Origin of the sequence: Leifsonia sp. EB34 (assembly GCF_041260585.1) — a bacterium.
Lineage (GTDB): Bacteria > Actinomycetota > Actinomycetes > Actinomycetales > Microbacteriaceae > Leifsonia.
In genome coordinates this window covers 1,365,647-1,383,521 of record NZ_JBGCCV010000001.1, presented here as the reverse complement: position 1 = coordinate 1,383,521, position 17,875 = coordinate 1,365,647, and the positions used below count along the sequence as shown (strand labels likewise).

Annotated in this window: 17 protein-coding genes; 13 read left to right on the top strand and 4 right to left on the bottom strand. The window is 69.3% G+C overall.

Translation table 11 applies throughout. The features are described 5' to 3' along the window. Positions 1-29: 29 nt before the first annotated feature. The 5 genes from ABIA36_RS06660 to ABIA36_RS06640 are packed head-to-tail and all read left to right on the top strand — an operon-like array spanning position 30 to position 5,653. On the top strand, positions 30-746 hold the full coding sequence (locus ABIA36_RS06660) for a VOC family protein (protein WP_369961497.1): 717 nt from the start codon (positions 30-32) through the stop codon (positions 744-746). A 3-nt stretch (positions 747-749) separates the two neighbouring features. Further along, positions 750-1,595, top strand: a complete 846-nt coding sequence (locus tag ABIA36_RS06655) for a fumarylacetoacetate hydrolase family protein (protein WP_369961496.1) — start codon at positions 750-752, stop codon at positions 1,593-1,595. Continuing rightward, the gene (locus tag ABIA36_RS06650; protein WP_369961495.1) at positions 1,592-3,505 is read left to right on the top strand and encodes an acyl-CoA synthetase; all 1,914 of its coding nucleotides are present in this window, start codon (positions 1,592-1,594) and stop codon (positions 3,503-3,505) included. Before ABIA36_RS06655 ends, ABIA36_RS06650 begins: the two co-directional genes overlap by 4 nt. Beyond that, on the top strand, positions 3,505-5,067 hold the full coding sequence (locus tag ABIA36_RS06645; RefSeq protein WP_369961494.1) for a bifunctional 3-(3-hydroxy-phenyl)propionate/3-hydroxycinnamic acid hydroxylase: 1,563 nt from the start codon (positions 3,505-3,507) through the stop codon (positions 5,065-5,067). Before ABIA36_RS06650 ends, ABIA36_RS06645 begins: the two co-directional genes overlap by 1 nt. Continuing rightward, positions 5,060-5,653, top strand: coding sequence for an NADPH-dependent FMN reductase (locus ABIA36_RS06640; protein WP_369961493.1), 594 nt, complete (start codon positions 5,060-5,062; stop codon positions 5,651-5,653). The genes ABIA36_RS06645 and ABIA36_RS06640 overlap by 8 nt, the downstream gene beginning before the upstream one ends. A gap of 15 nt (positions 5,654-5,668) precedes the next feature. Here ABIA36_RS06640 and ABIA36_RS06635 read toward each other — a convergent pair whose 3' ends face one another. The 3 genes from ABIA36_RS06635 to ABIA36_RS06625 all read right to left on the bottom strand — a co-directional run bounded on the left by ABIA36_RS06635 (position 5,669) and on the right by ABIA36_RS06625 (position 9,341). After that, a complete protein-coding gene (locus ABIA36_RS06635) occupies positions 5,669-7,042 on the bottom strand; it encodes an FAD-binding oxidoreductase (RefSeq protein ID WP_369961492.1) in 1,374 nt (457 codons plus the stop codon). A gap of 129 nt (positions 7,043-7,171) precedes the next feature. After that, positions 7,172-8,050, bottom strand: coding sequence for an aldo/keto reductase (locus ABIA36_RS06630; RefSeq protein ID WP_369961491.1), 879 nt, complete (start codon positions 8,048-8,050; stop codon positions 7,172-7,174). Positions 8,051-8,108: 58 nt separating this feature from the next. Further along, a complete protein-coding gene (locus ABIA36_RS06625; protein WP_369961490.1) occupies positions 8,109-9,341 on the bottom strand; it encodes an MFS transporter in 1,233 nt (410 codons plus the stop codon). 94 nt (positions 9,342-9,435) lie between these two features. Here ABIA36_RS06625 and ABIA36_RS06620 point away from each other — a divergent pair, with 94 nt between their 5' ends. The 3 genes from ABIA36_RS06620 to ABIA36_RS06610 all read left to right on the top strand — a co-directional run bounded on the left by ABIA36_RS06620 (position 9,436) and on the right by ABIA36_RS06610 (position 11,543). Continuing rightward, on the top strand, positions 9,436-10,005 hold the full coding sequence (locus tag ABIA36_RS06620) for a TetR/AcrR family transcriptional regulator (protein WP_369961489.1): 570 nt from the start codon (positions 9,436-9,438) through the stop codon (positions 10,003-10,005). Positions 10,006-10,210: 205 nt separating this feature from the next. Continuing rightward, the gene (locus ABIA36_RS06615; RefSeq protein WP_369961488.1) at positions 10,211-10,366 is read left to right on the top strand and encodes a hypothetical protein; all 156 of its coding nucleotides are present in this window, start codon (positions 10,211-10,213) and stop codon (positions 10,364-10,366) included. 64 nt (positions 10,367-10,430) lie between these two features. After that, the gene (locus tag ABIA36_RS06610; RefSeq protein WP_369961487.1) at positions 10,431-11,543 is read left to right on the top strand and encodes a 5-methyltetrahydropteroyltriglutamate--homocysteine S-methyltransferase; all 1,113 of its coding nucleotides are present in this window, start codon (positions 10,431-10,433) and stop codon (positions 11,541-11,543) included. Between the two features lie 138 nt (positions 11,544-11,681). On the opposite strand, the gene ABIA36_RS06605 is transcribed toward ABIA36_RS06610, so the two are convergent. Next, positions 11,682-12,107 (bottom strand): Hsp20/alpha crystallin family protein, encoded by a 426-nt coding sequence (locus tag ABIA36_RS06605; RefSeq protein ID WP_369961485.1) that lies wholly within the window; start codon positions 12,105-12,107, stop codon positions 11,682-11,684. A gap of 410 nt (positions 12,108-12,517) precedes the next feature. Between ABIA36_RS06605 and ABIA36_RS06600 the strand changes: the two genes are divergently transcribed. From ABIA36_RS06600 to ABIA36_RS06580, 5 genes are all read left to right on the top strand, one after another. Continuing rightward, a complete protein-coding gene (locus ABIA36_RS06600; protein ID WP_369961484.1) occupies positions 12,518-12,805 on the top strand; it encodes a MerR family transcriptional regulator in 288 nt (95 codons plus the stop codon). Between the two features lie 89 nt (positions 12,806-12,894). Beyond that, entirely contained in the window at positions 12,895-13,902 is a 1,008-nt protein-coding gene (locus tag ABIA36_RS06595; protein WP_369961483.1) for a LacI family DNA-binding transcriptional regulator, read from the top strand. A 267-nt stretch (positions 13,903-14,169) separates the two neighbouring features. Next, complete coding sequence (locus ABIA36_RS06590) at positions 14,170-15,324, top strand: substrate-binding domain-containing protein (RefSeq protein ID WP_369961482.1); 1,155 nt, start codon at positions 14,170-14,172, stop codon at positions 15,322-15,324. A 53-nt stretch (positions 15,325-15,377) separates the two neighbouring features. Then, positions 15,378-16,892 carry a sugar ABC transporter ATP-binding protein gene (locus tag ABIA36_RS06585; RefSeq protein ID WP_369961481.1) on the top strand — a complete coding sequence of 505 codons (1,515 nt, stop codon included), beginning with the start codon at positions 15,378-15,380 and terminating at the stop codon, positions 16,890-16,892. Next, positions 16,889-17,869, top strand: a complete 981-nt coding sequence (locus ABIA36_RS06580) for an ABC transporter permease (protein WP_369961480.1) — start codon at positions 16,889-16,891, stop codon at positions 17,867-17,869. Before ABIA36_RS06585 ends, ABIA36_RS06580 begins: the two co-directional genes overlap by 4 nt. The last annotated feature ends 6 nt before the right edge of the window (positions 17,870-17,875 follow it).

The window sequence follows — 17,875 nt, the reverse complement described above, 5'->3', positions numbered from 1 at the left end:
TCACTTCACCGTCGAAGAGGAGAAACACCATGACTGAGATCCGCGCGACTGATCCCTCCAGCTGGAAGACCGGTCCGATCACCCCGCCGCTCCTGCACCACGCGACGTTCATGACGCTGGACGTGAACGCGATGGTCGAGTTCTACGAGCTCGTGTGCGGGATGCACCCCGTCTACTACGGCCACGATGCCGCGTGGCTCACCAACGACCTCGCGAACCACCGGATCGCTCTTCTCAAGCTGCCCGGCACGGTCCCGCCGATCAACAAGCCGCACAGCGCAGGCCTTCATCACACGGCCTTCGAGTACGCGACCTTCGATCAGTGGCTGGACAACTATGAGCGACTGGCCGCGATCGGACTCGAGCCGCACATCTGCTTCGATCACGGGATGACGATGTCGATGTACTACGCGGATCCTGACGGCAACGGCGTCGAGATCCAGGTCGACAACTTCCGTGACTGGGGGATGTCGAAGGAGTGGATGTGGGCCTCCCAGGAGTTCGCCGCCGACTACATCGGCGCCCCGTTCGACCCCGCCAAGCTGGTGGAGGCGCGCAGGGCCGGGCTCAGCCCCGACGAGATCCACGAGCGCACCTATGCTCGCCAGTACGTCCCGGAAGGCTACGTCCCTGTCCTGACGTTCCCCGACCCGTGGCCGGATCGGATCGCCGCCGACCCGACCCTCCTCGACGGGGTGCCGGCGCCCGACGCCGCACCGGAGCACGTCCTCGAACCGCAGGGCTGAACCATGCGTATCGCAAACCGCCTCGGCCGCGCGGTGCTGCTGCGCGACGGCCTCGCCTTCGACCTCGCCACCGTCAGTGACGGGGCGTTCGGACCGGACCCCATGACGCCGTATCGCGATTGGGAGGCCTTCGTCGCGGCCGCCCCGTCGTTCGCGCTGACCGACGGTGAGCCGTTCCTGCCGGAGGAGCTGGGGCCGCCCGTTCCGGCCCCGTCGCAGGTCTTCGCCATCGGACTGAACTATCGCGATCACGCGGCGGAGGCGAACCTCGACCTCCCCTCCGACCTGATCGTCTTCACCAAGTTCGCGTCCAGTCTGGCCGGCCCGAACGCTGCCGTCGCGCTGCCGTCGGAGCACGTCGACTACGAGACGGAACTGGTGGTCGTCATCGGACGGCGCGCCCACCGGATCGCAGCTACCGAGGGGTGGGATGCGGTGGCCGGCCTCTGCGTCGGACAGGACTTCAGCGATCGCGGCGTTCAACTGCGGGGGCCTGCGCCGCAGTTCAGCCTGGGCAAGTCCTTCCCGGGATTCGGACCGTTCGGGCCGGCGGTCGTGACTCTCGACGAGGTGTCCGACCGCGACTCGCTCGGTGTCCGTGCGACGCTGTCCCGCAGCGGTGCCGACCCGATCCCCCTGCAGGACGGCAACACACGGGACCTCATCTTCGACGTCCCGCGCATCATCGCCGACCTCTCGCAGGTGGTCGAACTCGCGCCGGGGGACCTGATCTTCACGGGGACGCCGGCCGGGGTCGGTGCAACGCGGGGCCTCTTCCTCCGTGAGGGCGACGTCGTCCACAGCGAGATCGACGGTCTCGGGCGCCTCGAGAACAGCTTCACGTCATGACCACGACCGAGTCCCTCCCTCGCCTGGCCGACGCCGCCGACCTGGCGGCCATCGAGGCCATCCCCCTGGCCGAGCGGAACATCCCGGCGACGACGTGGGAGATCGTGACGGAGGCCGCCGCACGGTTCCCCGCAGCGGCGGCGTCCACCTGGGTGCCCGATCCGTCCCGGTTCACGGAGGCCGTCACCGTCAGCTTCGAGGAACTGCGGAGTCAGGCGATCCGGTCTGCGAACGTGTTCGTCGGCCTGGGGGTCGGCCGCACGGATGCGGTCACCTTCCTCTCTCCGAACGTCAGCACGCTGCTGTCTGCGATGCTCGGCGCCCAGGCGGCCGGGATCGCCGCCCCGGTGAACGCGGCTTTCGACGTTCACCGGATCGCCCGACTCACGGGGCTGACCGAGTCGCGTGTGCTCGTCGCCGCGGGGCCGGAACTCGACGCCGACCGGTGGGAGACGACGCTGCAGTCGGCGCAGCGGTTGGGCGTGCGCACGATCCTCGCGCTGCGGCCCGACGGTGTCTCCGCATCCCGTCCCGTTCTGGGGTCGCGGCGCGGCGTCTCGGTCTCGTACCTCGAAGAGGCCATGACCTGGGTCCACGACGACGACCTCGCCTGCCCCCCTCCTGCGCCGACGGATCTCAGCGCCTACTTCCACACGGGCGGCACCACGGGCGCGCCGAAGATCGCCGCGCACACTCACGCGAACGAGGCCGTGATGGCGTGGAGCATCGCGACAGCGGGCGCTCTCGGCACCGATTCGAGCATCCTCGCCGGTTTGCCGTTGTTCCACGTGAACGCGCTTCTCGTCACGGGCCTGGCCCCGATCGTCGCCGGCGCACGAAGCGTCTGGCCGAGCCCGCTGGGCTGGCGCGACCCCGCACTGTACGCGGTTTTCTGGCGGCTGGTCGAGCGCTACGGGGTCACCGCGATGAGTGCGGTGCCCACCGTGTACGCGACCCTCGCGGACATGCCTGTGAATGCCGACATCTCGTCGCTGCGCACCCCGATCGTCGGTGCGGCACCGCTGCCTCCCCTGGTCGCCGCGGGGTTCGCCGCGCGCACGGGGCTCGAGCTGCGCGAAGGATACGGGTTGACGGAGGCGGGCTGCGCCTCATCGCTGACCCTGCCGGAACGCGCGCGACCGGGCTCGGTCGGTCAGCGGCTCCCTTACCAGCGGGTTGCCGCCGCACGAGTCGTGCGGGAGGCGCCCGGCGGAGGTGCGGACGAATCCTGCGCGGACGGCGCGCTGGAGCTGCTTCCGCCGGGATCGCCGGGGGAACTGGTCATCGCCGGCCCGACGGTCTTCGCGGGCTACCTGAGGAAGTCCGCCGGCGTCCGCTCGCTCGACACCACGTCGATCGTCGACGGCTGGCTGCGCACCGGCGATCTCGGTTCGGTCGCGGAGGACGGCACGATCAGCATCCAGGGTCGCAGCAAGGACCTCATCATCCGGGGCGGCCACAACATCGACCCCCGCGTCATCGAGGATGCGCTTCTGGCGCATCCGGCCGTGACCGCGGCGGCCGCGATCGGACGACCGGACCGCCGCAGCGGCGAAGTGCCCGTCGCCTTCGTCTCGCTTGCCGAGGGCGCCGACGTCGACGGGGACGCGCTCCGCGAATGGGCGACGGCCCGCATCGACGAGCCCGCCGCGCGACCCCGGAACGTCACCGTCCTTCCGCGACTCCCGCTCACCGCGGTCGGGAAGCCGTCGAAGGTCGAACTCCGCGCGGTCGTCGTCGCCGAGGTCGCGCACGAGGAGCTCGAACGCGCCGGCCGCACGGATGTGCGCGTCGCAGTCAGGCAGACCGACGCCGGGCTGGTCGTGGAGTTGGGCGGATCACCCGCCTCCATCGCCGCCGCGCGGACGATCCTGGGCGGCTACGCCCTCGCTCTGACCGAGGCCGGCTGATGGTCGCCGGGCGCGACTACGACGTGGTGGTGGTCGGCGGCGGCCCCACGGGGCTGGCCCTCGCCATCCTGCTCGCCGGCCAGGGCGTCAGCACCGCCGTCGTCGAAGCGCATCAGTCGATCTACCCGCTCCCGCGGGCGGTCCATCTCGACGCCGAGGTCTACCGCATTCTGCACTCCCTGGGGGTCGGGACGGGCTTCGCCGCCATCAGCCGCCCCGCCGCCGGCCTGCGGCTGGTGGACGGGCGTCACCGGCGGCTCGCGCAGTTCGATCGGCTCGACGTGGCCGGCGCGCTTCCGGAGGCCAACCTGTTCGACCAGCCGGACCTCGAGGCACTGCTGCGTGCGCGCGCGGAGGCCGTGGAACTGATCGACCTGATGCTCGGCGTCGCCGTCTGCGACCTCGCCTCCGGGCCCGCCGGTGTGACCGTCATGACCACCGACCGGCGCACCGGCGAGGAGGCGACCCTGCGTGCCCTCTACGTCGTCGGAGCCGACGGAGCCAACAGCACCGTGCGGGACCTGCTCGAGATCCCCGTCGACAACCTGGGCTTCGCGCAGCGCTGGCTGGTCGTCGATGTGCGCGTCGACCGCGAGCTGGACGCGTGGGGCGGTGTGCACCAGATCTGCGACGTCGACCGGCCGGGCACCTTCATGCGGGTCGGCGCCGACCGCTACCGCTGGGAGTTCCGGCTTCTCGACGGTGAATCCGCCGCCCGGTTCTCGTCGATCCCTGCGCTCCGCGAGCTCGTCGACCGCTGGCTCCGCGACCTCCCCGACAGCGAGGTGCACGTCGTTCGCATCGCCGAGTACATGTTCAAGGCACAAGTGGCACGGCAGTGGAGGGAGGGCCGCGTGCTGCTCGCCGGCGACGCCGCCCACCTGACACCGCCCTTCATCGGTCAAGGGCTCGGGTCCGGGCTGCGCGACTCGATGAACCTCGCGTGGAAGCTGGCGCGGGTCGTCACGGGTCGAAGCGAGGACTCCCTGCTCAGCACCTATGAGACCGAGCGCAAACCGCACGCCGTGGCCCTCATCCGGAAGGCCATGATGATCGGCCGGGTTATGACCGGACGTGAGCCGTCGTCCGTGCTCGGCCGTCGCGTCGCCATGCCGATCGCCTCACGTATCCCGTCCCTCGAGCAGCGCCTCCTCAGCAGTACCTCGCCGGCACTGGCAGCCGGGGACGCGATCGACGCGACCACGCCGAAGCGGCTGCGCGGCACCATCCTCCCGCCCGTGCGGGTGAGGGACCCGCGGACGGGCGAAGTCCGGTCGATCGACGAGGTGCTCCCCTCGGACTTCGCCGTCATCTCGCGCGTCGATCTCGTCTCCGGGGTCGAGGCGGGCGCGGTGAACCTGCGTGTCGACCAGTCCAGCTCTGTCGCCGGTGAGCGCGAGCTCGCGGCATGGCTGTCGAAGAGCCGGTGCGACTGGGCGGTCGTCCGGCCGGACCGGGTGATCTCGAGGGCGGCCCGGGGAAACCATCCCGGTCAGGTCGGCGTCGAGGCGTCTGACCGCAGCGTGTCGGCCGAAACCGAAGAGGAGAAAGACCATGCCTGACATCAAGATCGCCGTAATTCTCGGCAGCACTCGCCCCGGTCGCAACGGAGCCGGCGTAGCCCGGTGGGTGATGGAGCAGTCGGCGGATCGCGAGGCGATCTACGAGCTCGTCGATCTTGCCGACTACCCGCTTCCGCACCTGGATGAACCGGCATTGCCGAGTTCGGGGGCTTACGCGAACGACCACACCAAGGAGTGGGCGCGGAAGATCGCCGACTACGACGGCTACATCTTCGTCAGCCCGGAGTACAACCACTCCACTTCCGGCGTGCTCAAGAACGCCCTCGACTACCTCTACGCGGAGTGGAACAACAAGGCCGCCGCGTTCGTCAGCTATGGCAGCCTCGGGGGCGCCCGCGCCATCGAGCACCTGCGCGGGGTGGCGAGTGCCCTTCAGCTCGCGCATGTGCGCCAGCAGTTGAGCTTCAGCCTGTTCTCCGACTTCGAGAACTTCCGAACCTTCAAGCCCGGTCCGCAGCACGCGAAGGCCGTCCAGACACTGTTCGACGAACTCGAGGCATGGACCGCCGGCTTGCAGTATGTCCGTACGCAACTGCTCCACAAGTACGAGGAAGCCGCAGCGTAACGCACGTGCGGAGGGTCAGCCCGGTTTGATGTTCTGGTTCACGTGGAAGAGGTTTCCGGGGTCGTACTTCTTCTTGACGGCGACCAACCGGTCGTAGTTGACCCCGTAGTTTTCCCGGATCCTGTCCTGGTCGTCACCGTCCATGAAGTTGATGTAGCCGCCCGGCGCGGAGTACGGGCGCAACGCCGCCGCGTAGTCCCGGACCCAGCCGACGTTCGCCGCGTTGTCTGCCGGGTCGTTCCACATGCAGGCGATCACCGGAGCGAAATTGACGTCGCGGTAGACGAACGCGGTGTCCGTCTTCCCGACGCGGTGCACAGCGCCGTCGATCGGGTACAGGTGGACGGAGGTCTGCACGCTGGGCACCTTGCTGCCGTACTCGAGGTGGACGGCGATGACGTCGTCGGTGAGCTCGGCGAGGAAGTTCGCTTTCCAGTAGGCCTGCATCCCTTTGGGCAGGAGCGGGTCGAACGCGCCGTTGAGGGCCGGGTACGGCATGGGGCCGACCAGCGAGCCCGCCACGGGGGCGACGTCGAGGAACGGCTGCCAGCGGGCCTCGCCTTCGGCAGGGTCACCGGTCCACATGCCTATGACCACGCAGACCGGTTTGCCGTGCCATTCCTCGGGAAGGAAGGGCACGGGCGGTCCCTGGTGGAAACCGAGGAAGGCTCCGAACTCCTCGGGGGCCGAGGCGATGTAGTCGCGGTAGAACTTGGCCACGGTCTCGGCATGCTCGATGCCGTAGATGATGATCGCGGCATGGACCATGTCCACGGGATGAAGCCGGTACTCGAGCGATGTCACCACCCCGAAGTTGCCGCCGCCTCCCCTCAACGCCCAGAAGAGGTCCTCGTTCTGGGCCTCGCTCGCCTTCACGAACGAGCCGTCGGCGAGGACGACGTCTGCGGACAGCAGGTTGTCGCAGGACAGCCCGTATTTGCGGGAGAGGTAGCCGATGCCGCCACCGAGAGTCAGACCGGAGATCCCGGTGGACCCGACGATGCCGCCCGTGGTGGCCAGACCGAACGCGTGGGTCGCGTGGTTGAAGTCCGCCCAGGTGGTCCCTGCCTCGGCGCGGGCCGTGCCGGCTTCCGGGTCGACGCGGACACCGGTGCGGTCGACGAAGTCGATGACCAGGGCGCGGTCCCAGGTGCCGAAGCCGGGGGCGCTGTGGCCGCCGCCGCGGATCGCCAGGGGGAGGGAGTTGTCGCGCGCGAAGTTCACGCTGGCGATGACGTCCGCGACCTGCGCCACACGGACGACACCGGCCGGGTGTCTGTCGATCATCCCGTTGTACACGGCCCTGGCGGAGTCGTAGTCGGGATCACTGGGTGTGATGAGTTGCCCGCGGAGCTGTTCACGCAGTCCGTCGAGCGGTGTTCCGTTCATGGGTGTACCGCCGATTCTTTCGCAAGACCGGATCCGCCCCCCCGTCACGCCCCCACGTATCCGACGGCTGGGCGTTATGGCATCAGGCCTACACCCGGGCCTACGGCAGGGGCAAGAGGATGCGAGGGGTCAGGTCGAGGCCGGCCAGGCCGAGCCCGCGGCGCGCCATGCTGCGTCGATCGCCGCGAGCGTCGGCGGGTCGAGGGGGCCCTGTGCGGCAGCCGCGATGTTCTCCCGCAGGTGGGCCAGCTTGGCGGTGCCGGCGATGGCGGTGTGCACGCCGGGCGCGTACGCGGTGAACCGGAGGGCGAGGTCGGCCCACGGCGTGGTGCCGGGGTCGAGGTCGAGGGCCTGGAGGCGCTCCCAGTAGAGCTCCGCGTAGTGGCCGGTCGGCCGGTCGGGGAACCTCCACGGCGCGTTCGCGATCGGGCGCTTGGCGATGACGCCCTGTTCGAGGTGCCGGCCGAGGACGTTCCGGAGGTTCCACTGATCGACGATGTTGACGCTGGCCTCGATGGCGCCGAAGCGTCCGGACCCCACCGCGAACGCGAGGGCCTCGTTGTCGCCGCTGTACCCCGCGACGCCGACCTTGCCGGCCGCGACGGCCTGGTCGAGGGTGTCCTGCAGGTCTCCGCGCTGGAGGACGTCGAGGGGGCACGAGTGCAGGAAGAAGATGTCGAGTCGCTCGGAACGGGTCAGCTCCAGTGACCGTTCGATGCTCCGGAGGATGCTGCCCGGCGACCAGTCCCGATGCCCGTCGATCTTCGCCCCGCCCTTGGTGGAGAGGACGAATTCGTCCCGGCGGTGCCCGAGGTGCCGTCCGATGCGTTCCTCGCTCAGGCCGTAGCTCGCGGCGGTGTCGATGAGTGTCACACCGAGATCGAGGGCTCCGTTGAGCACCTCGGCCGCGTCGTGTTCTGTGACGTCGCTCTCGCCGATCTGACCGGCGCCGAGCCCCACGATCGACACCTCGAACCCGGTGCTCCCGAACGGGCGTTGCTCCACCACTTCTGTGCTCCTCGCGTTGGCGTCGACCCGCACCAGCCTAGACCGCAGCCACCTGCCGTCAGGAGGAGGTCGACCCGAGCACGGCCCGCAGCGAGCCGGTCGAGGTGGCGACAGCAACGCGGCGCGTTCGGGCCGGTCGGAGGTTGGCGATGAGCGCGGGGATCGCTGCCGCCACGAGCGCCGCGCCGTAGACGAGGGTCGTCGTCTTCAGTCCGACGACGGTCGTGAGCGCGCCTGCGGCGACGGCCGGGACGCTGAACCCGAGGTAGCAGATGACGTAGACCGCCGAGAACATGCCGGCGCGCTCGTGGGGTTCGGCGAGCGGGAGGGTGACCCGCAGCGCTCCGGAGTAGCCGCTGCCGAAACCGCAGCCGGCCACCATCGTCCCGGCGAAGTAGAGGAGCACCGAGCCGGAGACCACCGCGAGTGCGGTGACCGAGACGCCGGTGACGAGGCAGGTGACCCCGACGAGCATGGTCGTCCGGTCGGACCACCGTCGCGCTGCGAAGACGGCGATCGCGGCCGGGAAGAACAGGGCGAACAGCGCGAGACCGCCGATGATGACCGCCGGATCGTGGGTGAGGGAACGAACGATCGACGGTCCGAGGGACAGGTAGAACCCGCCGAGCGCCCACGTCGCGGCGCCGACCGGCATCGCCGTGGCGACCGTCTTCACCGCAGCGGCAGGGATCCGGAGTCGCGGGACGAGCGATCGGGGCGTCCACGGCAGCGTTCCCCCGGTCTGCGGATGGAGGGCGAGCGGGATCCCCAGCACCACCAGCAGCGCTGCGATCGTCAGATAGACGACCTGCGCGGGTGCGGGGGCGAACCCGACCAGCAGGGACGATCCGATCGCCCCGCTCGAGAGTCCGATCGGTGAGGCGAGGCTGTTGAGCAGCGATCCGGCCGGACGATCCGGGTTCTCGAACGCCATGAGTGCGGCCCCGGCAGCGCTCATGGTCGCCCCGGTCGCCACCCCCTGGATCACCCGGGCGGCGATGAGGGCCGCGGGGGAGGCTGCGCCTGCGAAGAAGAGCATCGCAGCGATCTCGAGGACGATCGCCGCGATGAGCACCGGCCGCGTGCCGAGGTGATCGGCGAGGGAACCCGTGATCAGCAGGGTGACGAGGATGGCGGCCGCATAGACGGCGAAGACCGCGGTGACGGCGATCGGCCCGAGCCCCCACTCGTGGGCGTACCGCGCGTACAGCGGGGAGGGGGCTGCGGAGCCCCCGATGAAGACGACCAGCACCGCAGCGTGCAACCAGAATGCCGCGTGACGGCGTCTCATCGGGACCTCGATTCCTTAAAGCGAAAAGTATGCTTTAACACTACTCCCTTAACGCATACTTTGCGCGTTAGGGCGCGAACTCTAGAATCGACGCATGGCCACCGCACCGACAGCCCGCCCGGGAGGCCGCAGCGCGCGCATCCAACTGGCGGTGCACTCGGCCGTGACCGAGCTCCTCGAGGAGAACGGCGGGGACCGGACCGCCCTCTCCATTCCGGAGATCGCCAAGCGGGCCGGCGTCAACACGAGCACCATCTATCGCCGGTGGCGCGACCTGCAGGGACTGCTGGCCGCGGTCGCGTCGAACTCCCTCGCCCTCGAGCAGGTGGAGGACACCGGAACGCTCGAGGGAGACCTCCTCGCCTGGTTCGTGCCGTACGTCGAGGAGTTCTCCACCGAACTCGGGCGGCAGGTCCTGCGCGACATGGTCGCCGACAAGGACGTGACCACCGACTACTTCGAGATCCTGCGGCGGCACATCGAGGAGATCCGGTCGCGGGCGATCGAGCGAGGCGAGGCGCCTCCGGCGACCGAGCGGGTCGTCGATGTGGTCGTGGCCCCGGTGATCTACCGGATCCTCTTCACGCACGCGGACGAGGAGCAGCTCGACGTCCGGGACAAGATCGATCGGCTCATCGGAGAGATCGCCGACTCGGGGGAGTGAGTGCAGCATTCGTGGCGACGACGACCAACGCATCGGGGCGCGTCGCCAACCGACGCGGCTGAGCCGGCGGCGACCCCACATCGGGCGCCACCAGTTCTAGGTATTTCGGGCGCCCTTCGCCGGACCGGATACTGATTCTGTTCCAAACGCATTGAAACGAAGACGCCAAACGCGCCGACCCCCGTCGCAGAAAGCCGACCCCGAAATGCCGACCACAGAGACCATCGTCGCCGACCCGTCCCCGAACCTCGTCACAGACTGTTGCGGGTTCTTCGAGGCCCCGCACGCTCACGTCTGGGAGTACACGAACGGGCACCTGGTGTGCGCGTTCTGCGACGAGAAGCGGGCATTCACGCCGTAAGACGACCCCGCTGCCGCGTTCGGGACCGACGCCCGAGCGGGAACCGATCGGCTAGCCTCGTGCCATGCCAACTCTGCCGTTCCGCGCCGACATCGTCGGCAGCTTCCTCCGTCCGCCCGAGCTCGCCAGGGCTCGAAATGAGTTCGCCTCCGGCGCGATCGATCGGGACGGGCTGCGTGCGGTCGAGGACGCGGCGATCCGGGAGCTCGTGCTCAGTGAGGCGGAGGCGGGCCTCCCGGTCGCGACGGACGGCGAGTTCCGTCGCGCCTGGTGGCACTTCGACTTCTTCGGGCTGCTCGACGGCGTCGAGGTCGTCGAGCTCGATCACGGCATCCAGTTCCAGGGCGTGCAGACCAAGCCCCGCGGCCTCGAAGTGACGGGGAGGATCGGGTTCGGCGACGACCATCCGTTCCTGGAGCACTTCCGGTCGCTGAAAGCGCTCGTCGAAGGCACCACAGGGGCCGTCCCCAAGTTCACCATCCCGGCTCCCACCGTCCTCGACTTCCGGCTGGAGCCCGGCCACATCTCGCCGTCGGCGTACGGCGGGCGCGACGAGCTCGTGGACGACCTCGTCGGCGCCTACCGCGACGCCCTCCGGGCGTTCTACGACGCCGGCGCACGGTACCTGCAGTTCGACGACACCGCCTGGGCGTACCTCTGCTCGGACGCGGAACTCGCCAAGGCGCGCGAGCGGGGCATCGAGACGGACGGCATCGCCGAACGGTACTCGGCGATGCTGAACCGGATCCTCGACGGCAAACCGGACGACCTGACGGTCACCACGCACGTCTGCCGCGGAAACTTCCGGTCGACGTGGATCTCGTCCGGCGGCTACGAGCCGGTCGCGGAGCAACTCCTCGGCAACACGCACTTCGACGGGTACTTCCTCGAATACGACAGCGAGCGCGCGGGTGGATTCGAGCCGCTCCGCTTCCTGCCCGAGGGGGACAAGCGGGTCGTGCTCGGCCTCATCACGTCGAAGACCGGCGCGCTGGAGGACCCGGACGTGATCAAGCGACGGATCGACCAGGCGGCCGAGTTCGCGCCCCTCGACCAGCTCGCGCTCAGCCCGCAGTGCGGCTTCGCCTCCACCGAGGAGGGGAACCTGCTGACCCGGGACGAGCAGTGGGCGAAGGTGCGCGAGGTCGTGGACATCGCCGCCGAAGTCTGGGGCTGAGCCCAGGCTCGCACACACGCGAAAGGGCGGTCGCCGAATGGGCGACCGCCCAGTGTGTTTGTGGGCGAGCGAGGCGCGCCGCCCGCATCATGCGGTCCGGCCTGCACCGGCGTGGAGCCCGCTCGCCGGGCCGCCCGTTCAGGCGGTGACGGCCTTGTGGTGCTCCGAAGCGGATCCCACGCTGACCTTGCGCGGCTTCGCCCGCTCGGCGATCGGGATCAGGACGCTGAGCACGCCGTTGTCGTAGCTCGCGCTGATGCCGTCGGTGTCGACGTCGTCGCCGATCGTGAACTGGCGCAGGTAGCTGCCGAACGGCCGCTCCTGGAGGAGCCACCGGCTGTTCTGGCGCTCGCCCGCGGACCGCTGGGCGCGGATGCTGAGCAGGTGGCCGTCGAGGTCGATGTCGATGGATCCGGGGTCGATGCCCGGGAGGTCCGCGTTGAGCAGGTACTTGTCGCCCTCACGCGACAGGTCCACCGGCATCATGCGGGGCTGGCGGCTCGTGTCGAAGACGCTCTGCGCGATCCTGTCGAGCTGGCTGAAAGGATCGAACGACATGGCCATGGGTGTGAACTCCTTTCATCGTGGTGTGCGTATCCGTGTGCGTTCCCGCCGGTCGCGCGCCGGCGGGTCCCGGGCGACCGCCCGGAGGTGCGCGGCGGGCTCGCTCCGTAGCGGGCGCGGGAGTCGACGCGTCCCGCGGGGCCACGCGGATGTCGAGGCGCGGGGTCCCGAGGCGCCGACGCGGACGGGAGGCTCCAAGCCGGTACGGGCGACGAGCGCGGCGAATTCGGCCTCGAGCCATTCCGTGTCGGAGCAGATCAGGTCTGCGAACCCTGCCGTCGCCGTCTCGATCGCCGTCTGCATCTCGGAGCCTCCCATCCTGCTAGCCAATGAGATTACCTACAGCGCCTGATGTAGATTTAATACACCCATCGCTTGACAAATCTTCCGATTAACAGGAAACTTTGAGGATGACGGACCGGTCCGGGAGCCTTCCCCTCTACAGCATCGCTGTGGCGGCGCAGCTCGCGGAGCTCCCGGCGGCGACGCTCCGTCTGTACGAGGAGAAGGGTCTGGTCACCCCCGCCCGTACCGAGGGCGGGACCCGCCGCTACAGCGACGACGACATCGCCGCGATCCGTCAGGTGGCCGTGCTGCAGGGCGACGGGATCAACCTCGCCGGTGTCGGGCGGGTGCTCGAACTGCAGGCCGAGAACGCCGAGCTCCGCCGCCGCCTCGACCCGGACGACCTCGGCTAGCCACGAAGCCGACCGTCGCGATCGATCCGGCGTCCACGGCCGCGGCGGGGATAGAGTCCCTGTGAACCCCGCCCGACGATTGGAGCCCTGTGCCGACGCGAAAGCCCTCCATCACGGATGTCGCGCGGCTCGCCGGGGTCTCGTACCAGACCGTCTCGCGGGTGATCAACGACGCCCCCGATGTGAATGCGGAGACGCGGGCGCGGATCCGGGAGATCATCGTCGAGATCGGCTACCGGCGCAACCGCTCGGCGGCCGCCCTCGTCACCAACCGGTCGACCTCCATCGGGATCGTGACCGACGGCTCGCCGCGGTTCGGTCCGGTCGGGACGCTGCTCTCGCTGGAGCGCGAGGCCCGAGCGCGCGGCTACGTCGTCACGGTCGTCGCCGCCGACGAACCGTACGAGCTCTCGATCCAGGCGGCGTTCGACACCCTCGATGAGATCGGCGTCGACGGGATCATCGTCATCGCTCCGCGGCTGTCGATGGCCGAAGCGACGCGGACGGCTGCCGTCCGGGTCCCCGTCGAGATGATCGCCGCGGGCGCGTCCGGCACGCCGAAGGTCTTCACCTATTCCGAAGACCAGGAGCTGGGGGCCCGCATGGCGACCCAGCACTTGATCGACCTCGGCCACACCGACATCGCGCACATCGCCGGCTCGATGGACTGGTTCGACGGGCGCGTGCGCAAGCGCGGCTGGGAGGCCGCGCTGGCCGGCGCGGGCCTGCGCCCCGGGCTCTGCCTGGAGGGCGACTGGAGCCCCAAGTGGGCGTACGAGGTGGGCCTGCGTCTCATCGAGGAGGGACGGGTCCCGTCCGCCGTCTTCGCCGTGAGCGACCACACGGCGCTCGGGCTGATCCGCGCGTTCTCCGAGAACGGGGTTCGCGTGCCGGAGGACGTGAGCATCGTCGGCTTCGACGACCTGGAGGGGTCGGACTACTTCCTGCCGCCGTTGACCACGGTCCGGCAGGACTTCCCTGCGCTCGCGCGCGGCACGATGGAGGTCCTCCTCGGCGCCGTCGAGGGCCGCGACGTGGACCGCACGCCGAGTGTCCCGACCCTGGTGGTGCGCGACAGCGCGATCCGCGCGTCCTGACGGGCGTTACGCTCCTCGATTCCTAGCTTGACAAATAGTTCCGTGAACGTTCACGATAGAGGCGCCGACGGAGTTCGACGGACCGACGCCGGCGAAGTCCAGGAGATCGACCAGCCCCGACGTCAGTGACGACTGTCCAGGGGGCGCACCACGACCTCCGGACGAAGCTCGCCACCGGCGTGCGCTCGATCGCGGCCCCCACTGCGCGCGCGGACGCTGGCCATCGATGCACCACATCCATCGCAATCCAGAAAGGACTGGAGAAGCATGCTCCGAAAAACAGCATTGATCGCAGCGGCAGCCGCACTCGTATTCGCGGTCGCCGGTTGCAGCTCCACGACGAGTTCCAGCGGCAGCCAGGACTCCGCCGCCTCCCAGAAGGCCGAGAAGGCGCTTGAGAAAGTGGCCGGCCAGGTCTTCAGCAAGGGCCCGAACGGCGAGGACCCGTCGCCGGCCTCCTCTGCCGACCTGTCCGCCGACGAGATCGCCAAGGTGAAGGGGCTCGGCGCGACGGCGGCGATCGTCATGCACTACGGCGGCAACGACTGGGCGACCGCGCAGATCGCCGGCCTCAAGAGCGAGTTCGGCAAGCTCGGCATCAAGGTCATCGCGACCACGGACGCCGACTTCAAGCCGGACAAGCAGGTCTCCGACCTCGAGACCGTCCTCGCGCAGAAGCCGAGCATCATCGTCTCCATCCCGACCGACCCGGTGGCGACCGCCTCCGCGTACAAGGCCGCGGCGGCGTCGGGCGCGAAGCTCGTGTTCATGGACAACGTCCCGCAGGGCCTCACGGCCGGCAAGGACTACGTCTCGGTCGTCTCCGCCGACAACTACGGCAACGGCGTCGTGTCGGCGCACGAACTGGCGAAGGCGCTCGGAGGCAAAGGCACCATCGGCACGATCTTCCACCAGGCCGACTTCTTCGTGACCAAGCAGCGCTACCAGGGCTTCAAGGACACGATCACCAAGGACTACCCGGGCATCAAGATCGTCGAGGAGAAGGGCATCGCCGGTCCCGACTTCGCCGGAGACGCCCAGGCCGCGGCCAACGCCATGCTCAGCAAGCACCCGGACCTCTCCGGCATCTGGGGCGTCTGGGACGTCCCCGCCGAGGGCGTGATGGCAGCGGCCCGCGCGTCCGGCCGCACCGACCTCAAGATCGCGACGGAGGACCTCGGCAAGAACGTCGCCATCGCCCTCGCGAAGAACCAGCTCATCGTCGGGCTCGGTGCGCAGGTGCCGTTCGACCAGGGAGTGACGGAAGCGCGGCTCGGCGCCGGAGCCCTGATCGGCAAGAGCGCCCCGGCCTACATCGCCCTGAGCGCCCTGCCGGTCGACCACTCCAACGTGCTCGACGCGTGGAAGAAGGTCTACCACCAGGACCCGCCGCAGGACCTGAAGGACTCGTACAAGAAGTAGGCGAGCCGGCCGGGAGCGCCCACCGCGCTCCCGGCCGATCGAAAGGCGCATCCATGACCACACCGAACAACGCGGTTCAGCTGCAGGGCATCTCGAAAGCCTTCAGCGGGGTCGTCGTCCTCGACGATGTCGACTTCGACGTGCGGCCCGGCGAGGTGCACGCGCTCGCCGGCGGCAACGGGGCCGGCAAGTCGACGCTGATGAAGATCCTGCAGGGCGTGTACCAGGCCGATGCCGGCGACATCCTCATCGACGGCGTCCCGGCCTCGATCGACTCCATCCACGCCGCGAAGGCCGCCGGTATCGGCATGGTCTTCCAGGAGTTCAGCCTGGTTCCCAGCCTGACCGTCGCACGCAACATGCTGCTGGGCGCCGAGCCGCTGACCCGGCTGGGGTTCATCGACGAACGCGCCCTCGTCCGGAAGGCGGAGGAGGTCTTCGCCGGGATGGGCGTCGACATCGACCCGCGGGCCGAGGTGGGGCGGCTGGGAACCGCGTACTGGCAGCTCACCGAGATCGCCAAGGCGCTGTCGCAGAACGCGCGCGTCCTCATCATGGACGAGCCCACCGCGAGCCTCGCCCGCCACGAGACGGAGGCGCTGTTCGAGCTGATCGGGCGGCTGAAGGCCCGTGGCATCTCGATCATCTACATCTCGCACCGGATGGACGAGGTCTACCGCATCGCGGATCGCATCACCGTGCTCCGGGATGGGCGGCGCCTGTTCACCCAGCGGCTGAGCGACGTCAGCCCGGAGGACATCGTCGAAGGCATCGTCGGCCGCCGGATGGAGGGCCAGCTCGCCTACCGGGAGCGGGAGGCCGTCGCGCAGGACGGTCCGCCGCTGCTGGAGGTGCGCGGACTCACCGCGGGCGACCGGGTGCGCGAGGCCTCCTTCACCCTCCGGCGCGGAGAGATCCTCGGACTCGCCGGCCTGATGGGCAGCGGGAGGACCGAGCTCGCCCGCGCGCTGTTCGGCATCGACCGCGCCACCGGCGGCGAGGTGCTGGTGAAGGGCAAGCGGGTCGCCCTCTCCTCGCCGAAGCGGGCCATCGCCGCGGGCCTGGCCCTCGTCCCGGAGGATCGCCGCGAGCAAGGTCTCGTCCTCGACCACTCGGTGCGGGAGAACCTCCTGCTGCCGCTGCTCGACGAGGTGCGCCGGGGTCCGCTCCTCAGCACGGCGGAGAGCCGGAGCCTGTCCACCTCCCTCATCGAGCGGCTGCGGATCAAGGTCGCCCACCCGAACCGGCCGGTCCGGCTGCTCTCGGGAGGCAACCAGCAGAAGGTGGTGATCGCCAAGTGGCTCGGAACCGACCCCGACGTGCTCATCCTCGACGAGCCCACCGCCGGTGTCGACATCGGCACGAAGAGCGAGATCCTCGACCGCGTGCGCGACCTGGCCGCGGCCGGCAAGGCCGTGATCGTCATCTCGTCCGAATACCCCGAACTCCTCGCGGTCAGCGACCGCATCCTGATCATCCGGGAGGGGGCGATCGTCCGCGAGCTCCCGCGCCGGGACATCCCCGACGAGGAGACCCTCGAACTCGCAGTACAAGGAGTCCAGAAATGAACCAACCGGCAACGCTCGACGCCCCCACCCGGCGCACCGCTTTGGCAGCGGCCGTCAAGAGCTGGGACTGGCGGCGCTACGTCATCTACATCGGCTTCGTGGTCGTCTTCCTCTTCTTCGCGGTCCTGCTCCACGACCAGGGGTTCCTCTCGCCGAACAACCTGCTCAACATCTTCCGGCAGACCTCGACCATCACGATCATCGCCGTCGGCATGACCTACGTCATCGCCGCCGCCCAGATCGACCTCAGCGTCGGGTCGACCGCCGGCCTCGCCAGCGTCGTCACGGCGCTGGGCATCTCGGCCTGGGGCCCGGTGCCCGGCATCCTGTGCGGTCTCGCCGTGGGCGCGGTCGTCGGCTCCATCAACGGCGCGCTCGTGAGCATGCTGGGCATCCCGTCGTTCCTGGTCACGCTCGGGATGCTGGGGATCGCCGTCGGCACGGCGCAGTGGATTACCGCCTCCGCGCCCATCCCGATCCTCGACGACACCTACAACACGATCTTCGGCTCTGGGAACATCGGACCGATACCGGGGCTGATCCTGTGGTCGGGCGTCTTCGTCGCGGTCGGAGCGGTCGTGCTCGCGCGGACCAAGTTCGGCCGGCAGGTGCTGGCGACCGGCGGCAACCGCATCGCCGCCGACTTCACCGGCATCAACACGAAGCGGATCACCTTCCAGGTGCTGCTCCTCTCTGGCCTGGTGGCCAGCGTCGCCGGAATGCTCTACGCCGGCCGCCTGCAGTCGGGGCGGTTCCAGTGGGGGACCGGCGACGAGCTCTCGGCCATCGCCGCGGTGATCCTCGGCGGCACCAGCCTGTTCGGCGGCAGCGGCACCGTGATCGGCACGCTGTTCGGCTCGCTGCTGATCGGCCTGATCAACAACGGGCTCATCCTCGCCGGCCTCGACAGCAGTCAGCAGCAGGTCGTCCGCGGCGGGATCATCATCCTCGCCGTCGCCCTGGCCCGCAAGAAGTAACGAACA

Coding starts and splice junctions, on each gene's coding strand:
- ABIA36_RS06620 (WP_369961489.1), top strand. CDS start 9,436: ATGGCCACCGCACCGACAGCCCGCCCGGGAGGCCGCAGCGCGCGCATC.
- ABIA36_RS06655 (WP_369961496.1), top strand. CDS start 750: ATGCGTATCGCAAACCGCCTCGGCCGCGCGGTGCTGCTGCGCGACGGC.
- ABIA36_RS06650 (WP_369961495.1), top strand. CDS start 1,592: ATGACCACGACCGAGTCCCTCCCTCGCCTGGCCGACGCCGCCGACCTG.
- ABIA36_RS06580 (WP_369961480.1), top strand. CDS start 16,889: ATGAACCAACCGGCAACGCTCGACGCCCCCACCCGGCGCACCGCTTTG.
- ABIA36_RS06635 (WP_369961492.1), bottom strand. CDS start 7,042: ATGAACGGAACACCGCTCGACGGACTGCGTGAACAGCTCCGCGGGCAA.
- ABIA36_RS06640 (WP_369961493.1), top strand. CDS start 5,060: ATGCCTGACATCAAGATCGCCGTAATTCTCGGCAGCACTCGCCCCGGT.
- ABIA36_RS06610 (WP_369961487.1), top strand. CDS start 10,431: ATGCCAACTCTGCCGTTCCGCGCCGACATCGTCGGCAGCTTCCTCCGT.
- ABIA36_RS06615 (WP_369961488.1), top strand. CDS start 10,211: ATGCCGACCACAGAGACCATCGTCGCCGACCCGTCCCCGAACCTCGTC.
- ABIA36_RS06600 (WP_369961484.1), top strand. CDS start 12,518: ATGACGGACCGGTCCGGGAGCCTTCCCCTCTACAGCATCGCTGTGGCG.
- ABIA36_RS06625 (WP_369961490.1), bottom strand. CDS start 9,341: ATGAGACGCCGTCACGCGGCATTCTGGTTGCACGCTGCGGTGCTGGTC.
- ABIA36_RS06585 (WP_369961481.1), top strand. CDS start 15,378: ATGACCACACCGAACAACGCGGTTCAGCTGCAGGGCATCTCGAAAGCC.
- ABIA36_RS06645 (WP_369961494.1), top strand. CDS start 3,505: ATGGTCGCCGGGCGCGACTACGACGTGGTGGTGGTCGGCGGCGGCCCC.
- ABIA36_RS06590 (WP_369961482.1), top strand. CDS start 14,170: ATGCTCCGAAAAACAGCATTGATCGCAGCGGCAGCCGCACTCGTATTC.
- ABIA36_RS06660 (WP_369961497.1), top strand. CDS start 30: ATGACTGAGATCCGCGCGACTGATCCCTCCAGCTGGAAGACCGGTCCG.
- ABIA36_RS06605 (WP_369961485.1), bottom strand. CDS start 12,107: ATGGCCATGTCGTTCGATCCTTTCAGCCAGCTCGACAGGATCGCGCAG.